Source organism: Euzebya sp. (genome assembly GCF_964222135.1).
Lineage (GTDB): Bacteria > Actinomycetota > Nitriliruptoria > Euzebyales > Euzebyaceae > Euzebya.
Genome location: NZ_CAXQBR010000007.1, coordinates 34,856 through 48,568, shown reverse-complemented (window position 1 = coordinate 48,568; position 13,713 = coordinate 34,856). Strand labels below are relative to the sequence as shown.

Here is a 13,713-nt window from a genome sequence, read left to right as displayed (position 1 = left end):
CCTACACGACGCTCTTCCGATCTCCCCGCGGGGGACCCCCGCGGGGCCGTCGTCGCGATCGACCCCTCCACCGGGGAGATCCGCGCGCTCGTCGGCGGTCGGGACTACACCGACCCGCTGGACCCGGTGGCGCGCTTCAACCTGGCCACGGACGGGCGCCGCCAGCCCGGGTCCGCCTTCAAGTCCCTGGTCCTGGCCGCGGCGCTGGAGGCCGGCTGGCAGCTGACCGACACCCTCCCCGCGCCCGCGTCGATCGCCGTCCCCCTGGGCGACGGACGGACGTGGGAGGTGTCGAACGCCGCCGGTCAGGGCTACGACGACCTCACCCTCAGGACGGCCACGGCGCTCAGCGTGAACACCGTCTTCGCCCAGCTCGTGGCCGACATCGGTCCTGAGGCCGTCGTCGACGTCGCCCGGCGCGTCGGCATCACCAGCCCCCTCAGCGCCCTGGGCTCGATCGCGCTCGGCAGCCAGGAGGTCAGCCCCCTCGAGATGGCGGGCGCCACCGCCACGCTCGCGACCGGCGGCGTCCGCCACGACCCCTCGATCATCCGCCGGATCACCGACGCGGACGGGGTGGTGATCTGGGAGCGTCCCGACGCGGCAGGTGCGCAGGTCGTCGACCCCGCCGTCGCCGAGCAGGTCACGTTGGCGCTGCAGGACGTCGTCGCGTCGGGGACCGGCGTCGGCGCGCAGCTGGGCCGTCCGACCGCCGGGAAGACCGGGACGTCCCAGGACAACGCCGACGCCTGGTTCACCGGGTACACCCCGGACCTCGCCGTGGCGGTGTGGGTCGGCTTCCCCGAGGGCCGTGTGCCCATGGTCCCCCCGCGGACGCGGGTGGAGGTGCAGGGAGGCGGCTGGCCCGCGGAGATCTTCGCGCGGTTCGGGACCGCCGCGCTGGCCGACACCGTCGCCACGCCCTTCGCCGGGCCGGGCGTCGACCTGGTCACCGTCACCGTGGACCTGACCCGGGACTGCCTGCCGAACCCGTGGACGCCGCGCCGGTTGATCGGGGAGCGCAGCTACCTGCCCGGGACGGAGCCGACGACGGCCTGCGCCGAGCCCGCCGGTCCGCCGACCGTCGACGTGCCGCCGGGGACCGGGCTGGGGGTGGCCGAGGCCCGCGAGGCGCTGCACGCGGCCGGGTTCACCGTCGTCGAGGAGCCGGAGCACTCCACCACCGTCCCGCCGGGCCGGGTGCTGGCCCAGGAGCCGCCCGCCGGCGCGGGGCAGGTGCTCGGACCGGACGGGTTCGTCGCGACCCTGCGGGTGTCGAGCGCGGACCGCACCGGCACGGTCGTGCCCGACGTGCTCGGCCTCACCCTCGACCTGGCCCGCCAGAACCTCGAGTCCCAGGGGTTCACCGTCCAGGTCCGCGTCGGCTGCCCCGACGGCGTCGCGTCGTGCACCGGCGCGGCCGCCCGCCCCGGTGTGGTGTGGCAGCAGCACCCCGACGTCGGCGCCGACGTGCCCGTCCACTCCCCCGTCACCCTGGACGTCTACCCGGCCTGACCCACCCCTCCCCCGCGGGGGTCGGGGGGCGCACCCCCCCGATGGGATGGATTCGACACCGTGCCGGGATGGATTCGACACCCTCCTGCCCCGTTCGGGTCGCGCACGTGGCCAGGGTCCACTGCAGTGGCGCGTGAGGCGGGTGAGATGTCGATTCCATCCCGTGGGGCCCCCTGACGGTGTCGAATCCATCCCCGCTGACCCACCACCACGCCACCCCGCCACCCGGGGGAGGGGGAGGGTCGCTCAGCTCGCGGGAGGGGCCTTCGGGTGCCGCACGTACCGCGAGACCCACGGGCTGTCCGCGACGGCGAAGCGCCACGGCACGTCGGCAGCCCGGCGGACGCCGACGCGGGGGCCCGCCACGACCTCCGGTGCCGGCCCGACCCGCCGGTGCACGCGCAAGGGGGCGTCAGGCGCGAGCAGGTCCAGTCCGTCATGGTCCCGTCCGAGCCCGAAGGCCTGGGCCAGGCGCGCCGGACCGCGCAGCAGATCACGCCGCGACGGGCGGTCACCCCGCCGGGCGCGGAACACCTCCTCCCCCGCCAGCGGCTCGGCCGCGCGGAGCAGCACCGCCTGCCCCTCCCCCACCTCGCCCGTGACCACGTTCGCGCACCAGTGCATGCCGTAGGTGAAGTAGGTGTAGAGGTGTCCGGCGCGCTCCCACATGACCGCGTTGCCGGGCGTGCGGCCGCGGAAGGTGTGCGCGGCCGGGTCGGTGGAGTCGTACGCCTCCACCTCGACGATCCGTGCGGCCGTCCCCTCCCCGGGGCAGACCAGCACGCAGCCGAGCAGGTCGGGCGCCACCGCGGTGGAGGGTCGGGCCAGGAACGCGAGGTCCACCGGATCCCCCCAACCGGGGGAGGTCAGAGCAGCCGCTCCCGCTTGGCGGCCACGAACGCGCGGAGGTCGTCGACCCCGCGGGTGTTCAGCACGTCCGCCGGCGTCGCCCACCCCCGCTGGGCGGTCCACACCCCGTAGCGCATGCTGTCGAGGTCGCCGACCGAGTGGGCGTCGCAGCTGATCGTGAGCGTCACACCGGCCTCCACCGCCCGGCGGACCATCTCGCCGGACAGGTCCAGGCGGCGGGGGGAGGCGTTGACCTCGAGCGCCGTCCCCGTCTCGCGGCAGGCCTCCAGGATGGCGGCCAGGTCGACCTCGTAGCCGGGCCGCTTGCCGATCTTGCGCCCGGTGAGGTGCCCGATGGCGTTCACCCCGGGGTTCTCGATGGCGTGCAGGATCCGCGCGGTCTGGACCGCCTCGCCCTTCTCGAGGCCGGTGTGGACGCTCGCCACGGTCCAGTCCAGCTCGAGGAGGACGTCGAGGTCGTAGTCCACCTCCCCGTCGAACCCGATGTTCAGCTCCGAGGCGTCGAGGATCGCCATCTCGTGGTCGTCCTGGAGCGCGCGGATGGCCTCGCGGCGCTCGCGCAGCTGGGCGGCGCTGATGCCGTTCATCGGGAGGAGGGGCAGGGCGTGGTCCGTGACCGCCCAGTACGCGTACCCCTTGGCCGCCGCCGCGGCCACCATGTCCGCGAGGGTGGCCTTGCCGTCTCCCGACCAGTCGGAGTGGCCGTGCAGATCGCCGACCAGGTCAGCGATCTCGACGACGCGGGGGAGGGTGCCGTCCGCCGCGCGGTCCACCTCACCGGTGTCCTCGCGCATGGCCGGCGGCACGTACGCCAGGTCGACGGCGGCGTACACGTCCGCCTCGGTCTCGCTCGCGATGCGCTCGCCGGCCTGTCCCTCCTCGTCGCGGTGGAAGATCCCGTACTCGTTGAGCAGGAGCCCCCGGCGCACCGCCCGCTCGCGCACGCGGACGTTGTGGGCCTTCGAGCCGGTGAAGTACTGCAGCGCCGCACCCCAGGCGACCGGCTCGACCACCCGCAGGTCGGCCTGGATGCCGCGGACGGTGATGACCGAGGACTTCTTCTCCCCCGCCGCGATGACGGACTCGACCAGGTCGAGGGCGCGGAACGCCTCGTGGATGGGCACCGGGTCGGCGTCGGAGGCGACCAGCACGTCGATGTCGCCGATCGTCTCGCGCATCCGGCGGAGGCTGCCGGCGTAGGTGACCTGCTGGATGTCGTCGCGGATCCGCAGCCGGGCGCAGATCTCCTCGGCGAGGGCGATCGCGTCGGCGGCGGGTACCCGGTCGGTGTCCTTCGCGCCCATGCGGCGGAGGGACTCGCGCAGGTTCTCGACCGTCTTCGCGCCCAGGCCCTTCAGCTGGGCGACGCGGCCGTCGTCCATCGCCTCCTGCAGCCCGGCGATCGAGTCGACGCCCAGCTGGGAGTGCACCAGGACGGCGGTCTTCGGGCCGAGGCCGGGGATGCGGGTCAGCTCGACCACGCCGGCGGGGACCTCGCCGCGCAGCTCCTCGAGCATCCCGATCGTGCCGGTGTCGAGGTACTCGACGATCTTCTTGGCCGTCGACTCGCCGATGCCCTTGACGTCCGACAGCGCCGCGCGCTCGATCTCCCCGAGGTCGACCGGGGCGGCCAGGATCGCGTCGGCCGCGCGCTCGTAGGCGCGGACCCGGAAGCGGTCGGCGCCGCTGATCTTCAGGAGCGTCGCGATCTCGCCGAAGCGACGCGACAGCTCCTCGTTCACCCAAGCCATCGCTGCGGGACTCTAGCGGCGACCTGTGACGCAGCACCTCGCGCCTATCCTCGCCCCATGGAGATCGGCAGGTGGGTCAGGGCCAGCGGCTTCGTCGGCAAGGTCGCCGCGGTGGACGACGACGGCACGCTCGTGCTGTTCAACCCGGGCGACCGCCAGGTCCTGCGGGCGACGCCGGGGACGGTCCAACCCCTGCCGACGGGGACGGTCCGGGTCACGGTGACCCTCGACGTGGAGGTGCCGCACGGCCTGGCGGAGGAGTCGCTGCGGCGGTGGACCGCCGCGCTGATCGACCCGGTCCTGCGGTCCAAGGGCCGGGAGAGCCTCGAGGAGGCTGGCTTCGACACCGGCGCGTTCGACGCCGAGCCGACCGTCGACGTGCGGGAGCTCGAGACCGGGGGGCCAGGCCCGGGGTAGGCGCGATCAGGCCGAGCGGGGACCGTGGCCGGCCTGCACCTCGCGGTGGGCCATCAGGTACTCGCCGAAGAACTCCCGCTCGAGGGTGGCCCAGTGGGCGCACGCGTCGTCGGCGCTCAGGCCGAGCTCGTGGGCGGGGATGTCCTCGGTGGACTTCGCCGCGCACCGGGCCAGCAGTTCGTGGAGCAGGTCGGCGCGCTGCTCTGACGCCATGCGCACCTGGATCAGCGTGAGCTCGAGACGGCCCTGCCCGTGCGGCAGCCACATGACGGTGCCGCCGATGCGGTCGCGGTAGATCCGCGCCTTGGCGGTGTCGGCGGCGATGAGGCCCTCCCGTCGCGCCAGCTCGTCGACCCGGGCCAGCAGCTGGACCTGGCTGCCGGACCGCTTGGAGGAGTTGGAGGGGCGCGGGGAGGACATGGCGCGGGCGAGGCTACTCCGGGCCGTCGGCGACGGCAGCCGGGTCAGGCTCCACGGCCGACCCGGTTGTCAGGCCCGGCTGTCAGGCCCCGCTGTCACGCCCCGCTGAGCTCGCGCTCGAGCGGGGTGCGGAAGCGCGGCGTGACGCCGTCGTCACCGATCCAGGCGCCGACCGCGGCGGCCTCGGCGTCCACCAGGGCGGCGGCGTCCGCGCCGACGTCTTCGAGCAGGCGCGTGCGGACGCCGCCGTCGGGTCCCTGTGCCCACCCGCCCACGACGCGCCCGTCGAGCCAGATCGTCGGCCCGGCGTTGCCGTTGCGGTCGAAGAGCGCGGCCCCGTGGTCGCCGAGGTAGAAGTCCCGCGCCTTCCACCCCATCGTCGAGGGGTCGAGTCCCGGCAGCAGGGCCACGGCGGGGGCGTCGAGCGGTGGCTCCGGTCCGTCGTCACCGGGCAGGACCCACGCCGGCCCGGCGTCGGTGGTGACCTCGACCGGGCTGACGGCTGACAGGGCGCGGCGGGTCTCGGCCTTCGTCCAGCCCATCCACCAGGCGAGGTCCTCCTCGGTCACCGGGCCGAAGCGGTCCAGGTGGCGGCGGGCGAGCTGGGCCTGCGCCTGATCGGTCGACGGCCGGGTCGGCGGGTCGGTGCCGAACCGCTGGCGGTGGGCGTGCCAGACGTACTGGCTGGCCCGCCAGGTGCCGAGCGGGGCGCCCCGCACGGGATCGCCGTCCATGGCCATGAGGAACAGGAGCCGCGGACCGATGGCCGCCTCCTGCGCCCACCTGCCGGTGCCGAGCGTCACCTTGGTCGCGAACCCCGGGACGGTGGTCGACAGCTCGCGGGTCGCCATCGGGCCGTCGGCGAGCTGGGCGTGGACCGCCGCTTCGAGATCCGCCAACCAGGCCGCCGGGTCCGCGGCAGCCGGGTGGTCGTCCAGAGCGCCCAGCCAGCCGTGCAGGCGCCGGCGCTCGGCGGCCGCCACCTTGGCCGTCGAGCCCGCCAGCACCGCGGGGGCGTCGTCGCGGTCGACGATCCACAGCGTCCGGCGCATGGCGTGTAGGCGCCAGAGACCCCGCTCCTCGTACAGGGCGGCGTCGATGGCCGCGATCGTGAGGTCCGGGACCCGTGCGCGCAGGCCCAGGAACGGCGTCAGCGGATCGCTCGAGTGCATCGCCAGCACATCGGCGACGGCCTGCCGGCACGTCGCCGCGGTGCGGCCCAGGTGGTGGCGGCGGACCAGCCGCCGGCGACGCTCGTCGTCGTCGACGTGGCGGACCGCGGTCACGTGCGCGGCACGGCGGCAAGCCGATCGCGGAGGGCGGCGAGCTGGCCGGCGACCGCGTCCGGCGCCGGCCCGTGCGGAGCGTTGCGTCGACGCACCGCGCCCGCGGGGTCGAGCAGGTCGGCGGTCGTCTCGCCGGCCAGCTCGGGCATCGCGGCGGCGAAGGCCTCGGGGGCCAGGTCGGTGATGTCGATGCCCTGCCGCTCGCACTCCGCGACCAGGGCGCCGACCCGCTCGTGGGCGCTGCGGAAGGGGACGCCGGCGACGACCAGCGCCTCCGCCACGTCGGTCGCCAGGGCGAACCCGCCGGCGGCCGTGCCCGCGATGCGCTCGGTGTCGAAGGTCAGCGACGCGATCATGCCGGTCACGGCCGGCAGGGACAGCGCGAGGGTGTCGACGGCGTCGAAGACCAGCTCCTTGTCCTCCTGCAGGTCGCGGTTGTACGTCATCGGCAGGCCCTTCAGGACCACGAGCAGCCCGACGAGGTCGCCCACGAGCCGGCCGGTCTTGCCGCGGACGAGCTCGGCCACGTCGGGGTTGCGCTTCTGCGGCATGATCGACGAGCCGGTGGAGAACGCGTCGCCGACGCGGGCCCAGCCGAACTCGACCGACGCCCACAGCACGACGTCCTCGCAGAGCCGGGAGAGGTGGACGCCGAGCATGGCGGCGGCGCTCAGGAACTCGACGGCGAAGTCGCGGTCGGCGACGGCGTCCATCGTGTTCGGGGCGGTCCCGGTGTAGCCGAGCGCGTCGGCGTACCGCTGCGGGTCGAGTGGCAGCGTGAGCCCGGCCATCGCGCCCGAGGCCAGCGGGGAGCTGTCGAGCAGCCGGCGCCGGCAGTCGAGCAGCCGACCCGCGTCCCTATCGAGCCCCCAGGCGTGGGCCAGCAGGTGGTGGGCGAGGGTGACGGGCTGGGCGCGCTGGACGTGGGTGTAACCGGGCGCGAGGGCGTCGAGGGTCAGCTCGGCCTGGTCGGCCAGGACCGTCTGCACGGCCCGGACGTCGGTGGTGATCGCCGCGATCGCATCGGCCAGGTACATCCGCAGGTCGTTGACGATCTGGTCGTTGCGGGAGCGGCCGGCGCGCAGGCGTCCTCCGGCCTCGCCGGCCAGGGCGATGAGCCGCCGCTCGATCGCGCCGTGGATGTCCTCGTCGTCGGGGAGGAACGCGAACGAGCCGTCCTCGAACTCACCCCTGATCCGCGTCAGCGCGCGGGTGATCGCCGCGTGGTCGTCGGCGGTCAGCAGGTCGAGGCGGCGCAGCTCGTCGGCGTGCGCGGCCGAGCCGGCCAGGTCGTAGGGCCAGAGCCGCCCCTCGAAGTGGGTGGAGACCCCCAGCGCCCAGGCGGCCTGGTCGGGGCCGGCGGCGAACCGCCCGCCCCACAGCCGTCCCTCGCCGGTCGCGGGGGTGGTCGGGGTGGTGCTCGCGTCGCTCATGTGTCAGTCGTCCTCGTCGTCGTCACGGTCTCGGTCGTCACCGCCGCGGGGTGGCGCGTCCTCACGGGCCTGCTCGAGCGCCGCCAGGGCCGCGATCGCGACCTCGTCGGCCAGCTCGTCGCGCTCGGCCCACCGCTCGACCTGCCGGCGGACTTGGTCGATCCGCTGCCGGGTGGGCTGGTCCAGCACCTGGCCGAGCCGTTCGACCAGCTCCTGGCCGCGCGGCCCGGCGGCCTCGGGGTCGGTGGCGACCGCGTCGCGGACCCCGGCCACGCCGGCCTCGCGCCCGAAGGCGGCCGGGTCGTCGGGCACGTCCGCTGCAGGCGGTGGTGGGGCGGGAGGCGCCGTGGCCGCGGCGTCGTCCGGCGGCGGCGACGTGGCCGCCGGCGCGGTCGGTGCCGGCGGTGGAGTGGACGCCGCCGGTGCCGTCACCGCCAGGTCCAGCTCGGGCACCGGCGGTGCGGTGGCGTCCGGCACCGTGGGGATCGGCCCCTCGGCCAGGCCCGCCCCTCCGCCCCCGCAGCCGGTCAGGACCGCCAGGCCGGTCAGGGCCACCACCCCGGCCCTGGCGGGGCTGACCTGTCGATGTCGCATGCGGTCCTCAGATCTGGGAGTTGGGTGGCTCAGCGACCCTAGCCCCCAGATCTGGGAGTCCGGGTGCCCGACCCACCGCTCAGATCCGAGCCCCGGCGACGCCGGCGGACCCACCCCTCAGATCTGAGCTGCACGGCCGCGCACACGCCGCACGCGCCGCACGCGCCGTCGCCGCTACTGGACGTGGGCCTGCTTCTCCGACCAGACCTTGGTGGGCAGGCCCCACAGCTTCACGAACCCCTCGGACTGGGTGTGGTCGAAGGCGTCCTCGGCGTCGTAGGTGGCGAGGTCGTGGTCGTAGAGCGCCAGCTCGCTGCGGCGACCTGCCACCCAGGCCTGGCCCTTGAACAGGGTCATCCGCACCTCGCCGGTGACGTAGCGCTGGGACACCTCGATGAACGCGTCGAGCGCCCGCTTGAGCGGGGTGTACCAGAGCCCGTTGTAGATCAGCTGGGCGTAGCGGCCCTCGACGGCGCGCTTCTCCTGGGCGAGCTCCTGCTCGAGGGTCAGGTCCTCGAGGTCCCGGTGGGCGGTCAGCAGGGTGATCGCGCCGGGGCACTCGTAGATCTCGCGGCTCTTGATGCCGACCAGGCGGTCCTCGACCATGTCGATCCGCCCGACCCCGTGGGCGCCGGCCCGCCGGTCGACCTCGGCGACCAGGTCCACCATCGCCATCTCGCGCCCGTCGACCGCGACCGGCAGGCCGCGCTCGAAGCGGATGACGAGGTCCTCGGGCTCGTCGGGGGTGTCGGCCAGCGCGGCGGAGCGCTCGAAGACCTCCTCGGGCGGGCTGGCCCAGGGGTCCTCGAGGATCCCGCACTCGGCGGTCCGCCCCCAGAGGTTCTCGTCGAAGGAGTACGGCGAGTCCTTCTTCACCGGGATCGGGATGCCCCGCTCCGTCGCCCAGCCGATCGACTCCTCGCGCGACAGGCCCCACTCGCGGATCGGCGCCTCCACGGTCAGCTGCGGGGCGATCGCCATCGCGGTGACCTCGAAGCGGGCCTGGTCGTTGCCCTTGCCCGTGCAGCCGTGCCCGATCGCGGTGGCCCCGTACTCCTCGGCCGTGGCGACGAGGTGGCGGGTGATGAGGGGCCGGGACAGCGCGCTGACGAGCGGGTACTTGCCCATGTACATCGCGTTGGCGGCGATGGCCGGGGCGACGAAGTCGCGGGCGTACTCCTCCTTCGCGTCGACCACGACCGATTCGACGGCCCCGCAGTCGAGGGCGCGCTGGCGGACGCGGTCCATCTCGCCGGGTTGGGCCTGGCCGATGTCGGCGGCGCAGGCGATCACGTCGTAGCCCTTGTTCTCCTTCAGCCAGCGGATGGCGACGGAGGTGTCGAGGCCGCCGGAGTAGGCGAGGACGAGGGTCGTCGCACCGGAGGTGCGCGGTGTCACTGTTGAGGCCATTGGACTGGTGCTCCTAGCGTGTGGGGATCGGGGGTGTCTTGAGGCGGGAGAGGGTCGTGGCGACGTCCCGGCCGGTCGCCGGCTCGCGGGCGACGACCAGGACGGTGTCGTCGCCCTGGAGGGTGGCGAGGACCCCGTCGACTGCAGAGGTGTCGATCGCGCTGGCGACGGTCGCGGCCGCGCCGGGCGGGGTGCGGAGGACCGCCAGGTTCCCGCTCGCGTCGACGTGGGTGACGAACTGGCGGAGCAGCTGGGCCAGGCCGGACCGCTCGGGCAGGCTGTAGGCGACCGTCCCGTCGGCGCCTCGCAGCTTGCCGATGCCGAGCTGCTCGAGATCACGCGACACCGTGGCCTGGTTCACCTCGACGTCGTGGGCGGCGAGCAGCTCCACCAGCTCGCTCTGGGCGCTGATCTGGTAGGTCGCCACCAGCTCGCGGATCAGCTCGTGCCGGGCGGTGCGCTCGTCGGTGGCCATGACCACCCCTAGGCCCGCCCGAGGAGGGTCAGCAGCAACGCCTTCTGGGCGTGCAGGCGGTTCTCCGCCTGGGTGAACACGACGGAGGCGTCGCCCTCGAGGACCTCCTCGGTGATCTCCTCGCCGCGGTGGGCGGGGAGGCAGTGCATGACGATCGCGTCGGGGCGGGCGAGGTCGAGCGAGGCCGTGTTCAGCTGGTACCCGGCGAAGACGGCGGCGCGCTCGGCGGCCTCGGCCTCCTGGCCCATCGACGCCCACACGTCGGTGTAGAGGACGTCGGCGTCCTCGACCGCCTGGACCGGGTCGGTGGTGATGGTGATGCGGCCGTCGGAGGGATCGGCCAGCTCGATCGCCTCGTCGACGACCTGGGCGTCTGGGGCGTAGCCCGGCGGGGTGGCGACCGCGACGTGCATGCCCATCATCGCGCCGGCCTTGAGCAGCGAGTGGGCGACGTTGTTGCCGTCGCCGACGTAGGCGAGCTTGAGGCCGGACAGCCCGCCCTTGTACTCACGGATCGTCTGGAGGTCGGCGACGGCCTGGCAGGGGTGGGCGAGGTCGCTGAGCGCGTTGACGACCGGGACGCTGCCGGCCTCCGCGAGGGTCTCCAACCGGTCCTGGCCGAAGGTGCGCAGCACGATCGCGTGGACGTAGCGCGACAGGACCTTGGCGGTGTCGGCGACGGTCTCGCCACGGCCGAGCTGCAGCTGGTCGCGGTTCAGCACGAGCGGGTGGCCGCCGAGCTCGCGGACGCCCACCTCGAAGCTGACCCTCGTCCGCGTCGAGGACTTCTCGAAGATCAGCGCGATCGAGTGGCCCGCCAGCGCGGTGCCGAAATCCGACACCGGACCGCGACCCGGGCGGGGCCGCTGGGCCTTGAGGTCGTCGGCCAGGTCGAGGACGGCGAGCAGCTCGTCGGGCTGCAGGTCGTCGACGGTCAGGAAGTGGCGGATGGGGGTGGTGGACGACAGGGGCGTGGACATGGCTTCAGGTCCCCACGATCTGGGTGATGCGGCGGATGAGGTGGTCGGGGTCGAACGGCTTGTCGAAGACGTTCTCGTCGCCGAGGCGCCGGCGGGCTTCGGCAGCGGCCTCGGGCTTGCCGGTGACGACGACGACCGGGATGTCGTCGTGCTGGGCGGCGAGCTCGTCGAGGACCCGCATGCCGCTCACGTCCGGCATCATGATGTCGAGCACGACGGCGGCGGGGCGGGCGAAGGACAGCTTGAGGAGCCCCTCCAGCCCGTCGCGGGCGGTGGTGACGGCGACGCCGGAGTCGGTGAGCAGCATCTCCACCAGGGCGCGGACGGAGTCGTCGTCCTCGACGACCAGCACGGTCGGGCGGTCATCGGCCATCGGTCTCGGCGGGTGCGGCGCCGGTCGGGCTGGCACCGGTCGGGCTGGCACCGGTCGGGCTGGCGACGTCGGCGACCGCGGCGCGCAGCCGGCTGAGGGCCTCGTCGACCTCGTCGGGGGTGACGTTGAGCGGCGGGGCCAGGCGGACGGCGTCGGGTGCGACGGCGTTGACGACCAGGTGGTGGCGCAGGGCGGCGTCGGCCACCGCGGGCGCGAAGTCGCCGGAGAGCGTCATGGCGCGCAGCAGGCCGCGGCCCCGCTGACCGGTGACCAGCGGGCTGTCGGCGGCGAGCGCCTCCAGGCCGGCCGCCAACCGCGAGCCCATGGCCCGGGTGTGGGCCAGCAGGCCGTCGGACTCGATCGTGTCGAGGACGGCGTTCGCGGCGGCGCACACGACCGGCCCGCCGCCGAAGGTGGTGGCGTGGTCCCCGAGCTGGAACGCCTTGGCCGCGACGCCCCGGGCGACGATCGCGCCGATCGGCAGGCCGTTGGCGAGGCCCTTGGCGAGGCAGACGACGTCGGGCTCGACGGTGGTGGTCTGCCAGCCGTACCACTCCCCCAGGCGGCCGACGCCGGTCTGGACCTCGTCGACGACCAGCAGCGCGTCGTGGTCGTCGCAGGCCGCCCTGGCGGCGGCGAGGACCTCCTCGGACAGGGGGCGGACCCCTCCCTCGCCCTGGACGACCTCGAGCCACACCGCGCAGGTGCGGTCGTCGACCGCCGCGGCGATGGCGTCGGGGTCGTCGGCGGGCACGTGGGTGGCCCAGGTGCCGAGCGGCTCGAACGGGGCGTGCTTGGCCGGGTTGCCGGTCAGCTTCAGCGCGCCCATGAGCCGGCCGTGGAAGCCCTTGTCCAGGGCGACGACGTGGACCTTCTGGGGGTCGGCGTGCTTGCCGTGGCGGCGGGCCAGCTTGAGGGCCGCCTCGTTGGCCTCGGCGCCGGAGTTGCAGAAGAACGCCCGTCCGTCATCCCAGCCGAGGGTGCGGCGCAGCCGGTCGGCGAGCTCGAGCACCGGTCGGGTGCCGAACAGGTTGGAGGTGTGGGTCAGCCGTGCTGCCTGGTCGGCCACGGCCTGGGTGACGACCGGGTGGGCGTGGCCGAGCCCCGTGACGGCCAGCCCGCAGAGGAAGTCGAGGTAGCGGCCGCCGTCGGTGGCGGTCAGCCACGACCCGGCGCCGCTGGTGAAGGTGACCGGCCGTGGGCCGTAGGTGGGCAGGAGGACGTCGTCCTCGGTGAGCTGGTCCTCGATCATGCGAGCTCCATCCGGTCGGTGTCCTCCGCGGCGGTGCCGGCGGTCACCATCGTGCCGACGCCCGAGTCGGTGAAGATCTCGAGCAGCAGGGCGTGCTCGATCCGGCCGTCGAGCAGGTGGGCCTGCGGGACGCCGCCGCGCAGCGCACCGATGATGCTGGCGATCTTCGGGATCATGCCGGTCACGAGCTCGCCGCCGTCGACCATCTGGGCCAGCCGGTCGATGCCGACCTCGCTGAGGAGGGTCGAATCCGGCGTGCCGAAGTGCTCGTACAGGCCGGCGACGTTGGTCAGGTAGATCAGCTTGTCGGCGCGGAGGGCGACGGCGACCGCGCCGGCGACGGTGTCGGCGTTGACGTTGACCACCCGACCCTCCGCGGTCGCGCACAGCGTCGCCATGACCGGCACCCGACCCGAGTCGAGCAGCTGGTGGAGGTACGTGGGGTCGACGGACTCGACCTCGCCGACCAGCCCGAGGCGGGGGTCGTGCTGGCGGGCCAGGACCAGGTTCGAGTCGGTGCCAGCGACCCCGACCGCCGGCGTGCCCGCCTCGGAGATCATCCGGACCAGCATCGGGTTCACCTGGCCGAGCAGTGCCATCTGGACCGCCTGCAGGGTCGCCTCGTCGGTGACGCGCTTGCCGTCGACGAATCGGGTCTCGAGCCCGAGCCGCTCGGACAGCGCGCTGATCTGCGGGCCGCCGCCGTGCACCACGACCACCCGGACGCCGACCGAGCGGAGCAGGGCCACGTCGGCGGCGAAGGAGGGGTCCTCCCCCGGGTGCTCGACCGTCGCATCGCCGTCGGACAGCGCGTTGCCGCCGTACTTGACCACGACGGTCCGCCCGGCCCAGCGGGTCATCCACGGCAGCGCCTCCTGGAGGATCCGCGCCTTGCCCTGCGCCTCGAGCGCACGGCCGGTCATCACCAGCCCACCGC

Annotated in this window: 14 protein-coding genes; 2 read left to right on the top strand and 12 right to left on the bottom strand. The window is 74.2% G+C overall.

Annotated elements, in window-relative coordinates; genetic code table 11:
• The coding region (locus tag ACEQ2X_RS03040) for a penicillin-binding transpeptidase domain-containing protein (protein WP_372530537.1) at positions 1-1,515 on the top strand (1,515 nt) is incomplete at its 5' end.
• A gap of 246 nt (positions 1,516-1,761) precedes the next feature.
• Here the strand turns inward: ACEQ2X_RS03040 and ACEQ2X_RS03035 are convergent.
• Together ACEQ2X_RS03035 and polX are read right to left on the bottom strand one after the other, a co-directional pair.
• Positions 1,762-2,358 (bottom strand): DNA-3-methyladenine glycosylase, encoded by a 597-nt coding sequence (locus tag ACEQ2X_RS03035; protein WP_370324290.1) that lies wholly within the window; start codon positions 2,356-2,358, stop codon positions 1,762-1,764.
• Positions 2,359-2,381: 23 nt separating this feature from the next.
• Entirely contained in the window at positions 2,382-4,136 is a 1,755-nt protein-coding gene (gene polX / locus ACEQ2X_RS03030; RefSeq protein WP_370324289.1) for a DNA polymerase/3'-5' exonuclease PolX, read from the bottom strand.
• A 57-nt stretch (positions 4,137-4,193) separates the two neighbouring features.
• Here polX and ACEQ2X_RS03025 point away from each other — a divergent pair, with 57 nt between their 5' ends.
• Complete coding sequence (locus tag ACEQ2X_RS03025; protein WP_370324288.1) at positions 4,194-4,553, top strand: hypothetical protein; 360 nt, start codon at positions 4,194-4,196, stop codon at positions 4,551-4,553.
• A 6-nt stretch (positions 4,554-4,559) separates the two neighbouring features.
• Here the strand turns inward: ACEQ2X_RS03025 and ACEQ2X_RS03020 are convergent, their stop codons facing one another.
• The 10 genes from ACEQ2X_RS03020 to argB form a co-directional block, all read right to left on the bottom strand.
• Positions 4,560-4,973: a hypothetical protein gene (locus ACEQ2X_RS03020; protein ID WP_370324287.1), complete on the bottom strand. Its 414-nt coding sequence runs from the start codon at positions 4,971-4,973 to the stop codon at positions 4,560-4,562.
• A 95-nt stretch (positions 4,974-5,068) separates the two neighbouring features.
• Complete coding sequence (locus ACEQ2X_RS03015; protein WP_370324285.1) at positions 5,069-6,259, bottom strand: winged helix DNA-binding domain-containing protein; 1,191 nt, start codon at positions 6,257-6,259, stop codon at positions 5,069-5,071.
• Positions 6,256-7,692, bottom strand: coding sequence for an argininosuccinate lyase (argH, locus tag ACEQ2X_RS03010; protein ID WP_370324284.1), 1,437 nt, complete (start codon positions 7,690-7,692; stop codon positions 6,256-6,258). Before argH ends, ACEQ2X_RS03015 begins: the two co-directional genes overlap by 4 nt.
• A 3-nt stretch (positions 7,693-7,695) precedes the next feature.
• Positions 7,696-8,286, bottom strand: coding sequence for a hypothetical protein (locus ACEQ2X_RS03005; RefSeq protein ID WP_370324283.1), 591 nt, complete (start codon positions 8,284-8,286; stop codon positions 7,696-7,698).
• 174 nt (positions 8,287-8,460) lie between these two features.
• Entirely contained in the window at positions 8,461-9,696 is a 1,236-nt protein-coding gene (locus ACEQ2X_RS03000; RefSeq protein ID WP_370324282.1) for an argininosuccinate synthase, read from the bottom strand.
• A gap of 13 nt (positions 9,697-9,709) precedes the next feature.
• Positions 9,710-10,171, bottom strand: coding sequence for an arginine repressor (gene argR, locus ACEQ2X_RS02995; protein ID WP_370324281.1), 462 nt, complete (start codon positions 10,169-10,171; stop codon positions 9,710-9,712).
• A gap of 8 nt (positions 10,172-10,179) precedes the next feature.
• Positions 10,180-11,151 carry an ornithine carbamoyltransferase gene (gene argF / locus ACEQ2X_RS02990; protein WP_370324280.1) on the bottom strand — a complete coding sequence of 324 codons (972 nt, stop codon included), beginning with the start codon at positions 11,149-11,151 and terminating at the stop codon, positions 10,180-10,182.
• A gap of 4 nt (positions 11,152-11,155) precedes the next feature.
• Complete coding sequence (locus ACEQ2X_RS02985; protein ID WP_370324279.1) at positions 11,156-11,524, bottom strand: response regulator; 369 nt, start codon at positions 11,522-11,524, stop codon at positions 11,156-11,158.
• Positions 11,514-12,776, bottom strand: a complete 1,263-nt coding sequence (locus ACEQ2X_RS02980) for an acetylornithine transaminase (RefSeq protein ID WP_370324278.1) — start codon at positions 12,774-12,776, stop codon at positions 11,514-11,516. Before ACEQ2X_RS02980 ends, ACEQ2X_RS02985 begins: the two co-directional genes overlap by 11 nt.
• Positions 12,773-13,702: an acetylglutamate kinase gene (gene argB / locus ACEQ2X_RS02975; protein WP_370324292.1), complete on the bottom strand. Its 930-nt coding sequence runs from the start codon at positions 13,700-13,702 to the stop codon at positions 12,773-12,775. The genes ACEQ2X_RS02980 and argB overlap by 4 nt, the downstream gene beginning before the upstream one ends.
• Between the last annotated feature and the right edge of the window lie 11 nt (positions 13,703-13,713).